17 protein-coding genes are annotated in these 18,930 nt (G+C 53.1%); 6 read left to right on the top strand and 11 right to left on the bottom strand.

Features of this window, described 5'->3' with window-relative positions; genetic code table 11:
• Nucleotides 1-36: 36 nt before the first annotated feature.
• The 3 genes from gyrB to BKD14_RS01955 form a co-directional block, all read right to left on the bottom strand.
• Complete coding sequence (gyrB, locus tag BKD14_RS01945) at nt 37-2,460, bottom strand: DNA topoisomerase (ATP-hydrolyzing) subunit B (protein WP_238481690.1); 2,424 nt, start codon at nt 2,458-2,460, stop codon at nt 37-39.
• A gap of 331 nt (nt 2,461-2,791) precedes the next feature.
• Nucleotides 2,792-4,486: a multicopper oxidase CueO gene (cueO, locus tag BKD14_RS01950; protein ID WP_075654068.1), complete on the bottom strand. Its 1,695-nt coding sequence runs from the start codon at nt 4,484-4,486 to the stop codon at nt 2,792-2,794.
• A 69-nt stretch (nt 4,487-4,555) separates the two neighbouring features.
• Nucleotides 4,556-4,945, bottom strand: coding sequence for a hypothetical protein (locus BKD14_RS01955; RefSeq protein ID WP_139316310.1), 390 nt, complete (start codon nt 4,943-4,945; stop codon nt 4,556-4,558).
• 336 nt (nt 4,946-5,281) lie between these two features.
• Between BKD14_RS01955 and BKD14_RS01960 the strand changes: the two genes are divergently transcribed.
• The gene (locus tag BKD14_RS01960) at nt 5,282-6,709 is read left to right on the top strand and encodes a cytochrome P450 (RefSeq protein ID WP_075654069.1); all 1,428 of its coding nucleotides are present in this window, start codon (nt 5,282-5,284) and stop codon (nt 6,707-6,709) included.
• A gap of 238 nt (nt 6,710-6,947) precedes the next feature.
• Here BKD14_RS01960 and fghA read toward each other — a convergent pair whose 3' ends face one another.
• Genes fghA through BKD14_RS01985 form a run of 5 tightly spaced genes read right to left on the bottom strand, consistent with a single transcriptional unit; the run spans nt 6,948 to nt 10,331 of the window.
• On the bottom strand, nt 6,948-7,778 hold the full coding sequence (gene fghA / locus BKD14_RS01965; protein ID WP_075654070.1) for an S-formylglutathione hydrolase: 831 nt from the start codon (nt 7,776-7,778) through the stop codon (nt 6,948-6,950).
• A gap of 3 nt (nt 7,779-7,781) precedes the next feature.
• Nucleotides 7,782-8,444 (bottom strand): DUF1345 domain-containing protein, encoded by a 663-nt coding sequence (locus BKD14_RS01970; protein WP_075654071.1) that lies wholly within the window; start codon nt 8,442-8,444, stop codon nt 7,782-7,784.
• Nucleotides 8,441-8,908, bottom strand: coding sequence for a GNAT family N-acetyltransferase (locus tag BKD14_RS01975; protein ID WP_075654072.1), 468 nt, complete (start codon nt 8,906-8,908; stop codon nt 8,441-8,443). Before BKD14_RS01975 ends, BKD14_RS01970 begins: the two co-directional genes overlap by 4 nt.
• Nucleotides 8,908-10,020 (bottom strand): S-(hydroxymethyl)glutathione dehydrogenase/class III alcohol dehydrogenase, encoded by a 1,113-nt coding sequence (locus tag BKD14_RS01980; RefSeq protein WP_075654073.1) that lies wholly within the window; start codon nt 10,018-10,020, stop codon nt 8,908-8,910. Before BKD14_RS01980 ends, BKD14_RS01975 begins: the two co-directional genes overlap by 1 nt.
• Before the next feature lie 29 nt (nt 10,021-10,049).
• The gene (locus BKD14_RS01985) at nt 10,050-10,331 is read right to left on the bottom strand and encodes a metal/formaldehyde-sensitive transcriptional repressor (RefSeq protein ID WP_075654074.1); all 282 of its coding nucleotides are present in this window, start codon (nt 10,329-10,331) and stop codon (nt 10,050-10,052) included.
• A 150-nt stretch (nt 10,332-10,481) separates the two neighbouring features.
• Between BKD14_RS01985 and hrpB the strand changes: the two genes are divergently transcribed.
• From hrpB to BKD14_RS02000, 3 genes are all read left to right on the top strand, one after another.
• Nucleotides 10,482-12,959 (top strand): ATP-dependent helicase HrpB, encoded by a 2,478-nt coding sequence (hrpB, locus tag BKD14_RS01990; RefSeq protein ID WP_075654075.1) that lies wholly within the window; start codon nt 10,482-10,484, stop codon nt 12,957-12,959.
• A 293-nt stretch (nt 12,960-13,252) separates the two neighbouring features.
• Nucleotides 13,253-14,557, top strand: coding sequence for an ActS/PrrB/RegB family redox-sensitive histidine kinase (locus BKD14_RS01995; RefSeq protein WP_075654076.1), 1,305 nt, complete (start codon nt 13,253-13,255; stop codon nt 14,555-14,557).
• Nucleotides 14,558-14,772: 215 nt separating this feature from the next.
• Nucleotides 14,773-15,336, top strand: coding sequence for an ActR/PrrA/RegA family redox response regulator transcription factor (locus tag BKD14_RS02000; RefSeq protein ID WP_075654077.1), 564 nt, complete (start codon nt 14,773-14,775; stop codon nt 15,334-15,336).
• A 33-nt stretch (nt 15,337-15,369) separates the two neighbouring features.
• Here the strand turns inward: BKD14_RS02000 and BKD14_RS02005 are convergent, their stop codons facing one another.
• Nucleotides 15,370-15,864, bottom strand: a complete 495-nt coding sequence (locus tag BKD14_RS02005; protein ID WP_075654078.1) for an MmcB family DNA repair protein — start codon at nt 15,862-15,864, stop codon at nt 15,370-15,372.
• 142 nt (nt 15,865-16,006) lie between these two features.
• Between BKD14_RS02005 and BKD14_RS02010 the strand changes: the two genes are divergently transcribed.
• On the top strand, nt 16,007-16,627 hold the full coding sequence (locus BKD14_RS02010) for a L,D-transpeptidase (RefSeq protein WP_075654079.1): 621 nt from the start codon (nt 16,007-16,009) through the stop codon (nt 16,625-16,627).
• Between the two features lie 72 nt (nt 16,628-16,699).
• On the opposite strand, the gene BKD14_RS02015 is transcribed toward BKD14_RS02010, so the two are convergent.
• Complete coding sequence (locus BKD14_RS02015) at nt 16,700-17,266, bottom strand: NifU family protein (RefSeq protein WP_075654080.1); 567 nt, start codon at nt 17,264-17,266, stop codon at nt 16,700-16,702.
• 89 nt (nt 17,267-17,355) lie between these two features.
• The gene (locus tag BKD14_RS02020; protein ID WP_028233568.1) at nt 17,356-17,883 is read right to left on the bottom strand and encodes a universal stress protein; all 528 of its coding nucleotides are present in this window, start codon (nt 17,881-17,883) and stop codon (nt 17,356-17,358) included.
• A gap of 265 nt (nt 17,884-18,148) precedes the next feature.
• Here BKD14_RS02020 and BKD14_RS02025 point away from each other — a divergent pair, with 265 nt between their 5' ends.
• Nucleotides 18,149-18,895: a class I SAM-dependent methyltransferase gene (locus tag BKD14_RS02025; RefSeq protein ID WP_075654733.1), complete on the top strand. Its 747-nt coding sequence runs from the start codon at nt 18,149-18,151 to the stop codon at nt 18,893-18,895.
• Nucleotides 18,896-18,930: the final 35 nt, after the last annotated feature.

Consider the following 18,930-nt stretch of genomic DNA (forward strand, 5'->3'; position numbering starts at 1 on the left):
GAATTTCCGGCGTTTTTTGTGATTATGCAAAATGGATTAAACGTCCAGATTAGCAACGCTGAGCGCATTGTCCTGAATGAACTCGCGGCGTGGTTCCACTTCGTCACCCATCAGGCGCGAGAACAGGGCATCGGCACTGGTTGCATCGGTCACTTTTACCTGCAGCAGCGAGCGTGCATTCGGATCCAGTGTGGTTTCCCAAAGCTGCTCGGCATTCATTTCGCCAAGACCTTTATAGCGCTGCAGCGACAGGCCTTTGCGGCCGGTTGCAAAGACTGCTTCCAGAAGCTGAAGCGCACCGGAAATGGTTTCGCTCTTATCTTTGCGGCGCAGAACCGGCGGCGTGGAATAAACCTCATGCAGACGTTCGCTGAAACGATCCAGCTGACGGGCATCGGCAGAACCAAGCAGCGCCATGTCGATAATTGCGGTATCTTTTACGCCGCGCAGCATGCGTTCAAAGCGGAAACCTTCTTCCGGTGAATAGGTGCCGCTCCAGCCGCGTTCCATATCTTCGGCGATCATGTCGAGGCGTTTGGCAACCGCATCGGCCAGAGCCTGTGCTTTCGCAGGATCGTTGGACGCTTCCACATTCATCGCACCGGCAATCACAGCCTGCTCGATCACTGCACGGTCGTAGCGTGTATGCAGGCCGTTCAGCACTGTACGCAGATTGCGGGCATCATTGATGATCGACAGCAGATCGGCACTGGCACGGACTTCACCATTACCGAGTTCCAGAGTTGCTTCTTCGAGGCCGGTTTCAATGAGGAAGTCCTCAAAGGCGGCTTCGTTCTTGATATATTGCGAAGACTTGCCGCGTGTCACTTTATAGAGCGGCGGCTGCGCAATATAGATATGGCCGCGCTCAATCAGCTCCGGCATCTGACGGAAGAAGAATGTGAGCAGCAAGGTGCGGATGTGAGCGCCGTCGACGTCAGCATCCGTCATGATAATGATTTTGTGGTAGCGCAGCTTTTCCGGATTGAAACCGCTGGTCTCATCCTTACCGATCGAAGTGCCGAGCGCAGTGATCAGCGTGCCGATCTGGTCGGAGGAGAGCATACGGTCAAAACGGGCGCGTTCCACATTAAGGATCTTACCGCGCAGCGGCAGAATAGCCTGATTTTGACGCGAACGACCGCCCTTTGCAGAGCCACCAGCCGAGTCACCCTCAACGATGAAGATTTCGGACTTGGCCGGGTCGCGTTCCTGACAATCTGCCAGCTTGCCCGGCAGGGAGGTAATGTCGAGCGCACCTTTACGGCGTGTCAGATCGCGGGCTTTACGCGCTGCTTCACGCGCGGCAGCCGCTTCCACAACCTTGGACATCAGCACTTTGGCTTCACTTGGATGTTCTTCCAGCCATGTGGCCAGCGCTTCATTAACGAGGCTTTCCACGACAGGGCGAACTTCCGAAGACACCAGCTTGTCTTTGGTCTGGGATGAGAATTTCGGATCCGGCACTTTCACGGAAAGCACCGCTGTCAGACCTTCACGACAGTCATCACCGGTCAGATTGACTTTCTCTTTCTTGGCAATGCCGGAGCTTTCCGCATAGCCGGTCATCTGACGGGTCAGCGCACCGCGGAAGCCAGCCAGATGCGTACCACCGTCACGCTGCGGAATATTATTGGTGAAGCACAGCACGCGCTCATGATAGGTGTCGTTCCACCACATGGCGACTTCAACGGTCATGCCGTCTTTTTCGCTGATAATATAGATTGGATTTTCAAGCAGTGCTTTTTTAGACTGGTCGAGATATTTGACAAATTCCTGCAGACCACCGTCATAATGCAGAACCTGCTCAATCACATCCGCATGGCGCTTATCAGCCAGTTTGATGCGCACGCCGGAATTCAGGAATGCCAGTTCGCGCAGACGGCGCTCCAGTGTTTCATAGCTGAATTCAACCATGGTGAAAGTGTCCGGCGACGGCAGGAAGCTCACTTCCGTACCGGTTTCATCGCCCGCATTACCGGTTTCCACCAGCGGTGCATCAGCCACACCATGGGTAAAGCTCATTTCATGAATTTTACCGGCGCGACGGATTTTAAGCTTCAGCCAGATGGAAAGCGCGTTCACCACGGAAACGCCCACACCGTGCAGACCACCGGAAACCTTATAGGAGTTCTGGTCGAATTTACCGCCTGCGTGCAGCTGGGTCATGATAACCTCAGCGGCAGACACGCCTTCTTCCTTATGGATATCGGTCGGAATACCACGGCCGTTATCGGTCACTGTGCAGGAACCGTCGGCATTCAATGTCACGGTAACCAGTGTCGCATGACCGGCAAGCGCCTCGTCAATCGCGTTATCCACCACCTCGTAAACCATGTGATGCAGGCCGGAGCCGTCATCCGTATCACCGATATACATGCCCGGGCGCTTGCGCACCGCATCAAGCCCTTTCAGAACGCGGATGGAATCTGCGCCATATTCAGGATTAGTCGCATTGATATCTGCGGAAAGGTTCTCGCCGTGAGGATTTTCAGTGGTCTCGCTCATGAAAGACTTTCGTTAGCGTTGCCGTAAGGCTTATGCCGTCCGGTAAAAAATTTGGCTGATTATAGATTCCGGCTTACCGGAACGGGCCGGAAAGTGCTGAAACGAATCAGGCTGAAATGGTCTCTTTAATATAGTCGCTGAGAGCCGATTTACCAAATTTTAGCGCTGAAAAACGGCATAATTACCAGTTTTTATGTAATAAACCGCGCCCGAGGCGAAAGGCCTTGTAAGAGCCTGTCCGCATCGGGCGCGTATATGTTCAATTCTGCTTCAAAAGCGCGGATCAGACAGTTACAAACTGTCCCATCATACCGACATCTTCATGCTCCAGCACATGGCAATGGAACATGAACGGATGTGAGCGTTTGCCCTCTGCTTTGAAGTGAACCAGCAATTCGGCTTCTCCGTCGACCAGCACGGTGTCTTTCCATCCGGCCTGATAATCCGGTGCTGCCTGACCATTTTTGGAAAGGACACGGAAATTGGCACCGTGAATATGGAACGGGTGTCCCATTTCAACAGATTTCAGCTTCCAGATTTCCATGGAACCGAGCTTGGCTTCCACATCCACGCGGCTCATGTCGAAAGGCTTATCCGCAATCGACATGGTGATGCCGGAGGTGGCAGCAGTCAGCGATGGTCCCATCTGGTCAGCTGAACGTGCCGAATGTTCGCCATGATCCATCTCTCCGGACATCATTTCCTGCATCTTTGATGGTTGCGGCATTGGCATCTGCCCCATCTGGCTGTGATCCATTTTGCTATGGTCCATCTGCCCCATAGGGGAGCTTTCGCCGCCCATCATTTTCTTGCGCATCATCGCCATGTTACCGGCCATGTTTTCATCAAAGACGAAAGAACGGGTTTTGGCGGACTTGGCCGGATCGGCAGCAGCCGGTTCTTCCAATGCGGAAACAAGTTTCATCACATCGGTTTTCAGATCATCGCTCACCTCAAAACGCATCAGATGCTCAAGGCTTTGTGCATCACTCAGTTTCGGTGTTCTGCCGGAGCCGTCATCAGGCAGGCTGGTAAAGTCCGCAGCCATACCATTGGAGAAATCGACCAGCACTTCATAGCGCTCACCCGGTGCAATGGTCAGAATATCCACCGCTGCCGGTTTGGCGAGGAAGCCGCCATCGGACGCAATCGCATGCATCATCCGGCTATCACTGAAATGGAAGTGATAATTACGCGAATTGGAGGCATTGAGCAGGCGAAGGCGCACAATGCTTTGCGGCACTGTGGCAACAGGGGCAATAGCACCGTTGACGGTGAGATATTGACCCCGGAAACCATGCATCAGATCCATGAAATCCGGCGCATAAACATTGTCACCGTCAATCACGCGGCGATCCTGAAATACCAAAAACAGATCGTCAGTGCCGAATGTATCCGGCAGGCCGCGTTCACGGTCGCCGCCATCGCTGACATGCAACATACCGGCCGCACCCATATGTGCCTGACGGGCGGTTTCCATATGTGTATGCGGGTGGAACCAGTTGAACGATGCCGGTTGATTGATGTCAAATTCCGGCTGCCATACAGCGCCCGCATTAATCACATTATGCGGCCCGCCATCCATATCAGACGGGATCATCAGCCCGTGCCAATGCAGAGTGGTGACTTCATCCATCGCATTTTCAATAGCGAAGCGCACATGGGATTTGTTTTGCAGACGCAGAACAGGGCCGAAATAATTACCATTAATACCGGCGGAAGCGGCACTGCTGCCAGCCTGAAAACTGTGGCGGCCTTTGGCGATCTTCAGCTTGACCAATCCGCTATTATCCGGCTGCAAAAGGGCAGGGTGAGGCAGTTTTACACCTGCTGGAGCAGCAGATGCGGCAGGTGCCATATTGTGCATATCATGGGCGCCTTGTGCGCTTGCACGGTTGAGATGCAGAGCTGGCAGGGTAACAGCGGACAGACCACCAAGGCCGAACAGCATGGCCTGACGACGGTTAAGTGTTTTCATCGGAATACTCCGTTTATGTCAGAAAATATTATCACCTGCGCCGAAGGTCAGCGCGGTGCATTGTGATTTTCAGGCACAAACAGAGATCGGAGGGCGATCGGAAAGGGCAGGCGGCAGTCCGTGCAAGACCTGCATATAGGGCGCGCTTAGTGCGCGCGGAAAGGCATCAATTTGTGCCATAACCGGTGCTACAGGAACAGGCATAACACAGCCGCTGACTGCACAGGCCATGCCCTTGGTGCTGTGATGCTGGCCGGTTTCCGGCGCTTTATTGTGCTGCCCGTGATCCATCATTTCATGCGCCGGCGCAACATGTGTAATTTCGGCTGCAAGCGGCATAACAGGTGTGTAAGCCTGTGCAGACATCTGAAAGGCACAAAACTGCAGCATCATGAACGCAAGCAGAAACAGCATAAGCCGGTATGGCAGGCTGATAATGCTGTTGATTGCGGATGACACGGAAGCGGGCTTTCATATTTCTCTGAAGTTAACAGCACATATAGGCAGGCGGGACAGCCTTGACCAGTGCGCGTTCCAAGTTTCCTGTCAGATAATTACGGCAAAATTTGCGGGATCGCTGTTTTGCCTTATTGTCTTTCCTATATCTGTTTGAGGTAGTCGCTGTTTCCGGTGCTGCCAGAGCCTTTACAGCGCATTCAACTTGCTGTGTACGCTCTGGATTCTTGAGTGACACATGCTTGCGGACGTTGAATGAAGACATTTAACTGCGGCATGTGTTTGGGGGCACAAGGCTGATACCAGAACAGCATGATGAAACATTTTCAGGATGGCATCATGACTGAATTGCTACGATCTTCACTTTTAAATGCCGGTGCAATTCCGGCAAAGCACCCTTTTGTGCCACCGGCACCGGTTCCGCGAAAAGATCCGGTCGGGCGGCTGGAGCTGATGCGGATTGTCTATCGTAACCCGTTAGAGCTTTGGGGCGAGCCTTCCTATAATGAGCCGTGGGTTGAGGTGAACTGGCTCGGTATGCATACGATTATCGCCAATGATCCGACGCTGATCCGTCATGTTCTGGTGGAAAATCCGCAAAATTATCCGATGGGCACCATCCGTCAGCGCGTATTGCGCCCGATCCTGCGTGACGGGTTGCTGACCGCCGAAGGCTCGACATGGCGGCGTTCACGCAAAGCTATGGCACCGGTGTTCACACCGCGTCATATTCATGGCTTCGCTGATGCCATGCTGAAAAGTGCGCAGACCTTCACCAACCGCTATCGCATATCAGGCACAGTGACAGATGTGTCGCGGGACATGACATTGCTGACCTATGATATTCTGGCAGAGACATTATTTTCCGGCGAGATTGCCGGTGATCCGAAGGAATTTGCCCGCCAGACAGATCGTCTGTTCGAGACGATGGGACGGGTCGATCCGTTTGATCTGCTTGGCGCGCCGGACTGGTTGCCCCGCCTGACACAATTGCGTGGCCGACGTTCATTAGGCTTTTTCCGTTCCATTGTGGCGGAGACGATTCAGCTGCGCAAAGAGCGGATGGATCGTGGTGAAGCCGTGCCGAATGATTTCCTGACACTGTTATTGCAGACGGAAACTTCTGCTGAAAAACCGGATGGCCTGTCGCGGGATGAGATTGAGGATAATCTGATTACTTTCATCGGCGCGGGGCATGAAACAACCGCACGGGCACTGGGCTGGACGCTCTATTTACTGGCGCAAGCCCCATCAGAGCGCGCTGTCGTGGAAGCGGAAATTGATGCATTCATGAATGGTGAAGGCAAGGATTTACCGCCGCATCAATGGCTGGAAAAGCTTCCTCTGACTCGCGCCGCTTTTGAGGAGGCGATGCGGCTTTATCCGCCTGCTCCCTCGATCAATCGTGAGGCGCTTGCGGATGATCAGTTTGGCGACCTGAAAATTCCGGCAGGTACGGCGGTGATCGTGATGCCGTGGACAATCCACCGGCACCGGAAATATTGGGATAATCCGGAGGCATTTATTCCGGCGCGGTTCCATCCGCAAAACCGCGACAAGATTGACCGTTTTCAATATCTGCCATTCGGTGCAGGCCCGCGCGTCTGTATCGGCGGCAGTTTTGCCATGCAGGAAGCGGTGATTGCTCTGGCGGTTCTGTTGTCAAAGCATCGTTTTGATATGGTGGGAAATGCGAAGCCGTGGCCGGTACAGAAACTGACCACTCAGCCTAAAAACGGTTTGCTGATGAAGGTGACGCCGCGCTGAGTTTCAGCGCGGCACATGACACATATTCCGTTTTTGATGTGACGAAAATGGTGTGGTTCGAGAACCGGCGCGCAGTGTACCCTGCATAATCCTTTAATCCTCTTTGATTAAAGATAAGATTATGCAGCTATTTAGATCACGGCATCCTTTGCACGCCCTGTTGGGCGTGCGGTGCCGTGTGCACATGAGCACCGGAAGCGCAGAAACGCGCCATTTGCAGACCATCAAAGCCGGAATATCACAGGCGGGCAGCGTGCCAACGCAAATGCTCATCCATAAAGGTTGAGATGAAATAATAGGAATGGTCATAGCCTTCCCGCATATTCAATGTGAGTGGGATGGCCGCCTTGGCACAGGCTTCCTGTAGCAGCCACGGGCGCAGTCCATCATCCAGAAAACTGTCCGAAGTCCCCTGATCAACCAGCAGGCTTTCAATCCGGTGACCGTCTTCAATCAGCGCGGTTGTGTCATAAGTGCGCCATGCACTCTGATCACTGCCGAGATATTTCTCAAGGGCAGGCTTTGACCATCCGGCAGTAGAAGGCTGGGCAATCGGTGCAAAAGCTGAGACAGATTTAAAACGTTCAGGATTTTTCAGCGCAATGGTGATTGCGCCATGGCCGCCCATGGAGTGGCCGGTAATTGCCTGACGGGACATATCCAGCGGGAATTCCTGAGCCACCAGTTTGGTCAGTTCTTCTGTAACATAGCTGTACATCTGATAGTTTTTGGCAAAAGGCGCTTCTGTAGCATCGAGATAGAAGCCTGCGCCTTTACCGAACTGCCAGTTATCCGGCTCATCCGGCACATCATCACCGCGCGGGCTGGTATCAGGGCAGAGAATAGCAATGCCAAGCTCGGTGGCAAGACGGCGATATTCACCTTTATCCATGACATTCTGATGGGTGCAGGTCAGGCCGGAGAGATACCAGAGGACAGGCACGGGGCCGTGCTCTGCCTGCGGTGGCAGGAACAAAGCAAAAGTCATATCACACTGGCAGGCTTCACTTTTATGGCGATAGACGCCCTGCGTGCCGCCGAAGGCTTTTGCCTTTGAAATGATTTCCATGAACTAACTCCCCAGAGCCACAGCGACATTAACCGCCGCAGCAACAAGTACGGTATTGAAGAAAAAGGAAACGATACTGTGCAGCAGAGTGACCTTGCGCATGGCCGGTGTCGTGACGCTGGTATCGGAGGTTTGTGCGGTCATGCCTATCACATAAGCAAAATAGACAAAGTCATAACCGGAGGGCTCCGGCGTATTCGGAAATTCAAAGCCGCCTTTATGGTTGCGTCCTGAGCTTCCGTTTTTGGGCGTGGTCTGATCCGGTTCCCAGTACAGATGGGCATAATGCAGCGCTGTCATCATATGAATGGTGAACCAGCCAAGCGGCACTGCAGCCAGTGTCGCAGCAAATGTGAACAGATCATGCTGTTGTTGCTGCTGGTTTATAAGAATGAACAGCGAGGTGATGGAGGAAATCACAGTCGCAAACGTGACCAGAAAAATAATCCAGACCGGCTCGTCAGTGCTTGCAGCATGTTTCTTCAAATAAGCTGAACTTAAATGCGGCAAGGCTTTTAAAGCCATGAGCAGATAGAGGATGAAGAAACAATTGACCGCAATTACCGGTGCCGGTGAGAGAGAAAAAATCCGGCAGATCAGAAAGACTGCCGCGCCGCATGCCGCTGCAATATAGAAGGACATATGACGGCGCAGCAGAAAATTCATACAGAGGCTCCGTTTGCCGGTTCCAGACGCATGTCGATATGCGGAATGCCGTCTTCCAGATATTCTTCGGAAATGGCGACAAAGCCAAAAGAACCGTAGAATTTCTGCAAATGGTTTTGCCCGCCCAGCTCAATTGGCTGGTCAGGAAAGCGTGCTTGCGCAAAATCAACAGCTTCCTGCATCAGGCGCTGGCCGAGTTTATAGCCCCGATAGTTTGGCGCTACCACAACACGGCCGATTTTTACTGCTTCATTCTCTTCCGGTGGCAGAACCCGCAGCGTTGCCGCGAGTTCCTCACCATCAAGAATGCTCAGGTGAAATGCACCGATATCCTTGCCGTCAATTTCTGCAAAAGCGCAATTCTGTTCGACAATAAAGACATCCATGCGCAGTTTCAGCATTGCATAGAGTGCGCGTGGTGTCAGATCGTCGATTTCGTTCCAGCGGGAAAAAAACTGTGTCATCAGAATGTAATCACCGAGCGGATCGACTTGCCTTCATGCATCAGATCAAAAGCGGTGTTGATCTCATCAAGCGGCATTTTATGGGTGATCAGATCATCAATATTGATCTTGCCTTCCATATACCAGTCAACGATTTTCGGTACATCGGTACGACCACGTGCGCCGCCGAATGCTGTGCCTTTCCAGACGCGGCCGGTGACCAGCTGGAACGGACGGGTGGCGATTTCCTTGCCTGCTTCAGCCACGCCGATGATGATGCTTTCACCCCAGCCGCGATGGCAGCATTCCAGTGCCTGACGCATCACATCGGTATTACCGGTTGCGTCGAAGGAATAGTCTGCACCGCCGTCAGTCAGATCCTGAATGGCCTGCACCACTTTGTCATTGCCGATTTCACGCGGATTGATGAAGTCGGTCATGCCGAATTTCTTCGCCATTTCCACTTTGGCCGGATTAATATCAACGCCGATGATCTTATCGGCACCAACCATGCGGGCACCCTGAATAACATTGAGGCCGATACCGCCGAGGCCGAACACCACAACATTGGAACCCGGACGCACTTTGGCGGTATAAATCACCGCGCCGATACCGGTGGTAACACCACAGCCGATATAGCAGATCTTGTCGAAAGGCGCATCTTCACGCACTTTGGCCAGCGCGATTTCCGGCAGAACGGTGAAGTTCGAGAAGGTCGAGCAGCCCATATAATGGAAGATTTCGCCGCCGTCGCAGGAGAAGCGCGAAGTACGATCCGGCATCAGACCTTGACCCTGCGTGGCGCGGATCGAGGTGCAGAGATTGGAACGCTGCGACAGGCAGGTTTTGCACGAACGGCATTCCGGTGTGTAAAGCGGGATCACATGGTCGCCCGGACGCAGCGTGGTAACACCGGCACCGACTTCGCGCACAATGCCTGCGCCTTCATGACCGAGAATGGCCGGAAACTTGCCTTCGGAATCAAGGCCGGACAGCGTATAGGCGTCGGTGTGGCATACACCCGTTGCCATCACTTCCACCAGAACTTCGCCGGCTTTCGGACCACCGATTTCGATTGTTTCAATAGTGAGTGGCTTATTGGCCTCCCAGGCAACGGCTGCGCGCGATTTCATGGCTTTGTTCCTCTTAAATCAGTGGTCTTTTATTTCAGATAAGAGCGGATAATCCGCATAAGCTGGTCGATTTCTGTATCCATTTCAGTCGGAGACAGGGCTTTCTGCGGCTGTTGGAAGGTCTCTTTTAAATGGCTTTCCAGAACTTCCGCCATCAGGCCGGTAGCGGCACCACGCATGGCGGCAAGCTGCTGTAGAAGCGCACCGCATTCTGTGCCTTCCTCAACCGCGCGCTCCAATGCCTCCGCCTGACCTTTGATGCGGCGCAGGCGTGTCATGACGCGTTTCTTGGCTTCCGGTGAGTGGGGCATAGTTTTCTACCGATGAATATGGTGATGAAAATATATACTATGGGGGAGTATGTCAATTGATGTGCCATATCTGCTCCTCAAGAATAGTAAAGCATAACGCGGCTGTTTATAATTCGCAGCAATCAGAATCATTTATCAGGTGCGTTGTCTTTGCCTCAGCAGTCCGTTTCATCCCTTCCGTTTTTGCCTGTCCGTGAGGCACTGCCGCAACTGGATCATGCCTTGCAGGCTGGCGGTTCTGCCGTTCTGGTTGCGCCGCCCGGTGCGGGTAAGACAACTTTGGTGCCGCTGCATCTTTTACAGGCAGACTGGCGCAAGGACGGGCGGATTATTGTGCTGGAACCGCGCAGGCTGGCGGCGCGCGCTGCGGCCACACAAATGGCACGCTTGCTCGGCGAAGAGGTTGGCAAAACAGTCGGTTACCGGATGCGCCTCGACAGCCGCTATAATGTGCAGACACAAATTCTGGTGGTCACGGAAGGCGTGTTCGCCCGTATGATCCTTGATGACCCGGAATTGTCTGGCATCAGTGCGGTGCTGTTTGACGAATTCCATGAGCGCAGTCTGGATGCTGATTTCGGACTGGCGCTGGCGCTGGATGTGCAGGGAGCCTTGCGCCCCGATCTCAAAATTCTGGTGATGTCGGCAACGCTTGACGGTGCGCGGGTGGCGGAACTGCTCGATAATGCGCTGGTAGTGGAGAGTGAAGGCCGCAGTTTTCCTGTAGAAATCCGCTATCAGGAACGCAAAGCCGATGAGCGGATTGAAGATGCTATGGCGCGGACAATTCGTGCCGTTCTGGCGGATGAACAGGGGAGCCTGCTGTGTTTTCTGCCCGGTCAGGGCGAGATTGAGCGTACAGTTCGTGCCCTTGAAGGGCGCATTGGTGAGCATGTGATGCTCTGCCCGCTTTATGGCGCAATGGACGGGCGCGATCAGGATGCAGCGATCAAACCGGCACCCGAAGGTAAACGCAAAGTGGTGCTGGCGACCTCGATTGCTGAAACCTCTATTACCATCGACGGCGTACGGGTGGTGATCGACAGCGGGTTGTCGCGCCAGCCGCGTTTTGAACCGGCGACCGGCCTGACACGGCTGGAGACAGTGCGCGCATCGCAGGCGGCGATTACCCAGCGGGCAGGGCGTGCGGGGCGAACCCAATCTGGTATAGCGATCCGGCTCTGGCATGAGGGGCAAACATCTTCTCTGCCACGCTTTACCACGCCGGAAATTCTGGAAGCTGATCTGTCATCGTTGCTGCTCGATTGTGCGGCATGGGGCGTGCAAAATGTCAGCGATTTGCGTTTGCTCGATCAGCCCTCAGCAGCCAGCCTGAAAGAAGCGGCGACCTTGCTGAAACGGCTTGGCGCACTGGATGCAGACGGGCGGCTGACAGCATCCGGCGAGCAGATCAGAAAACTGGCTTTGCCGGTGCGGCTTGCCCATATGGTGGCAGAGGCTGTCAATCGCGGCGAGGCCTTGCAGGCAGCAGAGCTTGCCGTGCTGATGACCGAGCGCGGCCTTGGCGGTAATGAGGTTGATCTCGATGCTCGGCTTTCCCGTTTTCGTCGGGATCGCGGTGATCGTGCGCAAAAGGCGCGTGGCTTGGCACGCTCGCTGATTAAAGACTTACCGGCTGCAAATGCGCAAAGCAAAGACGATGCCCATGCGGGTCGTCTGCTGCTGGATGCCTATCCGGATCGCGTGGCCAAAGCGCGTGGCAATGGCGGTCAGTTTATTCTGGCCAATGGGCGCGGTGGTGAGCTGGATGCCAGCCAACATCTCTCCCGCGTGCAGTGGCTGGTGGTTGCTGATCTGACCGGACGGGCAGGGGCGCAGCGTATTCTCTCTGCCGCTGAGGTGAGTGAAGAGGATATCCGCAAGAGTTTGGTGAGCCAGATCGAGGGCGGACAACAGATCATCTACGATCCTGAACGCAAGGCCTTGCGTGCCCGTGAAGCGGTGCGGTTGGGGGCAATAACCCTGTCGGAGAAAAATCTGGCAGCACCATCGGGTGAGGCTGCTGATCTCGGTGTAGTTCAGGCTGTGCGCCAATATGGTTTGGATATTCTGCCTTGGGATAAGTCAGCCTTAACGCTGCGCCGCCGTCTTGGCTGGCTTTATCGCGGGCTTGGTGAGCCATGGCCGTCGATGGATGATGAGCATCTGCTGGCAACATTGGAAGACTGGTTGCTGCCATTTCTGACCGGAGAGGCGCGGCTCGATAAAATCAGTCAGTCTGCTTTGATGAATGGCCTGCGCTCTCTCGTGCCGTTTGATCTGCAACGGCAGATTGATACTTTGGCACCAACACATTTTACTGTGCCGACCGGCTCCAATATCGCAATTAATTATGAGGGCGATGAACCGGTGATTGCCGTGCGGGTGCAGGAATTGTTCGGTCTGACAACGCATCCTTCCATTGCCCGCGATACGGTGCCGCTGCTACTGGAGTTACTATCTCCGGCGCACCGGCCGATCCAGATCACCCGCGATTTGCCGAATTTCTGGAAAGGCTCATGGGCCGATGTGCGCACCGATATGCGCGGCCGTTATCCCCGCCATGTCTGGCCGGAAAATCCCGCAGAGGCTGATCCCACTCGGCGTGCCAAACCACGCGGGACTTGAATATTTCGGCTCTTTTTTTGATTTGTCGCATTGTTACTCCAGTCAAGTTGAAACAACTTGACTGGAGTAACAATGCTTCGGCAGCCTGCAAATGGCACTCTTCTGCGCTTACCTAGGCTCACGTACTATTGTACGCTCCGCTCCGGTTCTCGATGAACACCGTTTTCGGCTCGCCATAGTTGAAATATAGCGTCGCAATTGCCCTGCGGCAGGATGGCGCAGATTAACTTGCGTGTGCCGTGATTTTGCCGCATAAGGCATTTTATGCGCGATAATTTACGGGGAATGACTGCATGGCAAATGGTGATCTGATAAACCGGGCCTCGTCGCTTTCCCGTCGCTTGCGTCTCACAACATTGGTGCGCGTGCGCTGGTTTGCCATTACCGGCCAGACCGCAGCCGTTTTGTTCGTTTCTCTGTCGCTGCATTTTGTGTTTCCGCTCGGTATCAGCTTCGCGCTGATTGCCGTATCGGCATGGTTGAACCTGTTCTTATCTTTCCGCTACCAGCTCAATCATCGTTTGGATTTACGTACGGTTCTGTTGGTCTTAGCCTTTGATATTCTGCAACTCACCGGCCTGCTTTATCTGACCGGCGGTCTGCAAAATCCGTTTGCCGTGCTGTTGGTCGTGCCGGTGATTATTGCATCAACCGCTCTGTCTGTGCGCAGTATTTTGCTGCTCGGCCTGATGGCGATTGCCTGTGCCAACGTGCTGGTGGTGTGGCATCTGCCTTTGCCTTGGTATAGCGGCATGACGCTGGAACTGCCGCTGATGTTCGTCATCGGCGTTTGGTGTGCCATTGTTTCGACGCTGATTTTCAGCGGTGTCTATGTCTATCGTATTGCTGAAGAAGCGCGCCTGTTGGGTGATGCTTTGAGCGCGACGGAACTGGTTTTGCAGCGCGAGCAGCATTTATCGGCGCTGGATGGTCTGGCTGCTGCTGCTGCCCATGAATTGGGAACACCGCTGGCGACCATCACACTGGTGGTCAAGGAGATGCAGCGCGCTTTGAAAAATGATGACCGTTATGCCGAGGACATTCAGCTGCTGTCCTCTCAGGCGCAGCGTTGTCGCGAAATTCTGCAGCGTCTCACCAGCCTGTCTTCGGAAGGCGAAGAGCATATGTCGAAACTGGCATTGTCTTCTCTGATCGAAGAAGTCATCGCGCCGCATCGCAATTTCGGTATTCAGATTGATGTTGAGAAAAATCCGGATCCGAAATCAATGATTGCCGAGCCGGTTGTCCGTCGTAATCCCGGTGTGATCTATGGTCTGGGTAATCTGATCGAGAATGCCGTGGATTTTGCCAAGACCGAGACACAAGTCGTCTGGGGTTGGGACGAGAATTCGGTGCGCATCACGATCCGTGATGACGGCAAAGGCTTTTCGGTGGATATGCTCGACAGGATCGGTGAGCCTTATATGTCGCGCCGCAGCGATGAGCGCAATGGTGGTGGATTGGGGCTTGGGCTGTTCATTGCCAAAACACTGCTGGAGCGTTCCGGTGCGCATATCTCCTTTGCCAATCGTCCTGAACCGGGTCAAAGCGGTGCGGAAATTACGATTGTCTGGTCGCGGCAGGCGCTGACAGCATAAATCCGATTCTCCGGAGAAGCAGGGAGGGTGTCTGAGACTGAAAGATTCGTTTTTCAGTGTTTGAAACTGTGGCCTTTACAGGCATATTTTGAGTAAAATCTCTGTGAAATGCTATGAATTTTGTCGTTTTACATGAATAGTTACATTGCATATTTGACTTTTTGACGCAGGCGCAGCAATAAGTAAAAAGACAAAAGACGAGTAAGGAATACCTGATGGATGATATGAGTCAGGATGATCACCTTGCCATCGGCAGTGATCCTTCGCTTCTTCTGGTTGATGACGACAAACCGTTTCTGCAGCGGCTCGCGCGTGCTATGGAAAGCCGTGGTTTTACAGTAACAACAGCTGAATCCGTTGAGGAAGGCATTGCTGCTGTGAAGCTGGCAGCTCCGGCCTATGCCGTTGTTGATATGCGCCTCGGTGACGGTAATGGTCTGGACATTATTGAAGCTATCCGCAGCAAGCGTGAAGATACCCGCGCAATTGTGCTGACCGGTTACGGCAATATTGCCACCGCTGTGAATGCCGTCAAAATCGGTGCGATTGATTATCTTTCCAAACCTGCGGATGCGGATGAGGTTTTTGCAGCGCTGACCCGCCGTGACGGTGAGAAGATTGCGCCGCCGGAAAACCCGATGTCCGCAGATCGTGTGCGTTGGGAACATATTCAGCGCGTTTATGAAATGTGCGAACGCAATGTTTCTGAAACAGCACGCCGTCTGAACATGCATCGCCGCACATTGCAGCGTATTCTGGCCAAACGCGCTCCGCGTTAAGCTTTATGTTTATAATCATGCCGGCTGGTTTCATCAGTCGGCATCACTGAGCGGCATCGACACGCCTGCCATTTCTGCAAGTGTCAGCCGGTTTGCGCCGATCCGTGCCAGCTGTAATGTCAGCGCTTTGCGTGTGGCCGGTGCCAGTTTGTGCTCTGGTGCATCGCGCAGAATTTCCCCGCCATAACCGTCCGAGAGTATAAAACCGCAATCTTCCGGAAAGATTTCACGCGGCATCTGTGCATGGGTGGCAAAAAACAGCCGGTCGCAATAATTGCGGTAATCCGGCCATTTCTGATCGGCTTTCCAGTCCTCGACAGATGATTTGATTTCAATAATCCAGATTTCACCTTTGCGCGTCAGCCCGACCAGATCGGCGCGCCTGCCTGAACGCAGAGAAATTTCAGGTAAAACATGAATATTCAGATCAAGGCACAGGCGCTGCACGCCGCGCCGCACCAGCAATGCCAGTTCGGACTGACGGCCGTCACTGAGAGGATGTTGTTGAAAAGGCGAGATAATTGGCATGTGTCTCTGTCAGTATAGGTGTCCGTTTATCTTGGATAACGGATTTTATAAAAGATAATCATGGTTAATGATTGATTAAGAATCAATGGTTAACTTGTTCCCAACAAATGTTGACTGTCATTACGGTTTTCTGAGGGGAAAAATGGTATACAGAAATGCACTCTCTGCCGCGGGTCTTTTTTTGACAATGGCGCTGGCCGGTTGTTCGACAACCTCACCTTTTCAGACCAGTACGGCATCCTATTCCAGTGTTACAGATGCAACCTATGTGCTGCCGACGGTTCCTGTTCAGAAAATCGCACCGGAATATCGCCGTCAGCAGGTTAAATATGAAACGACAGAAGCGCCCGGCACAATTGTCGTCGATACGCAGAACAAGTTTTTATATCATGTTGAGCCGGATGGTAAGGCGATGCGCTATGGTATCGGTGTTGGTCGTGAGGGCTTTCAGTGGAAAGGCAATGCCAAAGTTGCCATGAAACGTGAATGGCCGACATGGACACCACCGGCACCGATGATCAAGCGCCAGCCGGAACTGGCAAAATATGCCGGTGGCATGAAACCCGGTCTGAATAATCCGCTGGGGGCCCGTGCGCTCTATCTGTATAAAGGCGGACGTGACAGCGGCTATCGTCTCCATGGGACGCCGGAATGGTGGTCCATCGGCAAGAATGTATCTTCCGGCTGCATCCGTCTGATTAATCAGGATATTATGGATCTATATGATCGTGCCGGTGTCGGTGCCAAGGTTGTTGTGCTGTAATCTGGTATGGCAGAGATAATAAAAAAACGCGGCTTTTAAGCCGCGTTTTTTATTGATGATATTTCTGAAATCTCAGATAGCTTCAACCTGCAGAACTTCCGGAACGAAATGTTTCAGCAGGTTCTGAATGCCGTGTTTCAGTGTTGCTGTTGAAGACGGGCAGCCTGAGCAGGCGCCTTTCATATGCAGATAAACAACGCCATGTTCAAAACCACGGAATGTGATGTCGCCGCCGTCTTGCGCCACAGCAGGGCGCACGCGGGTTTCGATCAGTTCTTTGATGGTTTCAACGATTTCCGCATCCGCATCGGCGAAGAACTCGCCTTCGGTATGATCGTGACCTTTGGACTGTTCTGACGCCATGACCGGTGCGCCGGACATCATATGTTCCATGATCGTACCGAGGATAGCCGGTTTGAGATGCTGCCATTCCGCACCGTCTTTGCTGACAGTGATGAAATCATAGCCGAAAAATACACCATTCACGCCTGGTACTGCGAAGAGTTTAGCGGCGAGAGGCGAGGTATTGGCGGCGCTGTCCGCATCGCGGAAATCAGCAGTGCCTTCCGGCATAACCACTTTACCCGGCAGGAATTTCAGGGTCGCCGGATTAGGTGTGGCTTCAGTCTGGATGAACATTGAAGTTCTCCCGTGTTAAATGAGGGGCTGTAAAGAAAATACGGCAACCATGACCACAGAGTTGCGTGATTGCTCTTAATATAGGTGTTTCAGGCGACGGCATCAATGTCATCGTCAGAAAGATCTGACGGAATGACTGTGACCGGAACAGGGAAGGATGCGCCGCGCCCTGCAATCGACTGTACCAGCGGTCCTGGACCTTCTTTGCCGGAACCGGCAGCCAGTACCAGAATGGCAATATCCTGATCTTCTTCAATCAGGCTGTGAATTTCTTCCGCAGTCTGCCCTTCGCGTACAATCAGTTCAGGCTCAATGCCGTATTGCTCACGTAATTGCGTTGCATATTTATTCAGGGCTGTCTGCGCCCGTTCCAGTGCCTCTGCCCGCATAATATTGCCGACACCAAGGAATTGCTGGAAATCAGACGGGTCGATGACGAACAGCAACACCAATGCGCCGCCGGTATTGCGCACACGGCGTGATGCATAGGCAACCGCACGTCCGCATTCGGGCGTTTCATCAATTGAGACAAGAAATTTACGGCGGTGGCCGGCTTCCCGGCTAAGACGTTTTGAAACCATGCGCGGGAATTTGCCACTCAATAGGCCCGACTGCAAGATGACAATTTTGTGGCGGGGCGAAATTTTACATATTTGCCTTATGAAAATTGCGCAATTTTCTGTCCCAGAACCTGTAGCGTAAAATCTATGCCCGTCGTTTATATTGTGTTTTCAGGCACTTTGTGTTTGAAAGGACAGGCTATCGTCCTGCATTTCTTGCTGTTTCACATTACTGTGTAGCGGAATGATTTTTTATGTGCGGCAGAGTTTTGCGGCTTTTAAGCCTGTCTCTGCTTGCTGCGGACAAGGAAAAATTCAAAAAATGACGAAGACTTATGGCAAGCTGGCCTCGCGTGTTTACGAGTTGGATAAACCGGTCGGGCGCTCTTTCGGTGATGTGGAATTCTATCTCGAACGCCTGAAAACCATCACAGGGCCGGTTCTGGAACCGGCCACAGGCAATGGCCGTATGCTGGTGCCGCTGGCACAGGCGGGGCATAGCGTCATCGGGTTTGATCTGTCTCCTGAAATGCTTGCTTTATGCAAAGCAAATTGTGCGCAATATGGTGTAAATGCAGAGCTGAGCAGGCAGGGTTTCACGACATTTCATTATGCGCAAAAATTTGCGGCGATTGTGCTGCCAGCCGATTCTTTCCAGCTTATGACCGATGTTGTTGATGCGATGAGTTTCCTGCGACGCAGTAAAGAGGCGCTGGCTCCAAACGGCAAATTACTGCTGGATATTTCTGTGGTCGGTGATTTCATGGATCACGCACCACGTGCACGGCACTGGCAGGATGGCGAAGATTTGCTGACCTTGCAGGAAATGCGCACTGCAACGGACTATGTCAAACAGGTGGTGACATCGCAGCTGCGTTATGAGCTATGGCAAGACACGCAACTGGTGGCAACGGAGATGGAACTATTTTCTTTACGCTGGTGGGGCGTGTTCGAGCTGGAACTGGCACTGCGTGAGGCAGGTTTTACGCAAATCAAAATCTACGGCGATTATCAATCAGGCGATTTTGATACGGGCTCAGTTGGTACTCTGACCTTCGAGGTGCAATAGAAATAAAAAAGGCAGGGAATTCCCTGCCTTTTTTG

Origin of the sequence: Pseudochrobactrum sp. B5 (assembly GCF_001939785.1) — a bacterium.
Taxonomy (GTDB): Bacteria; Pseudomonadota; Alphaproteobacteria; order Rhizobiales; family Rhizobiaceae; genus Pseudochrobactrum; species Pseudochrobactrum saccharolyticum.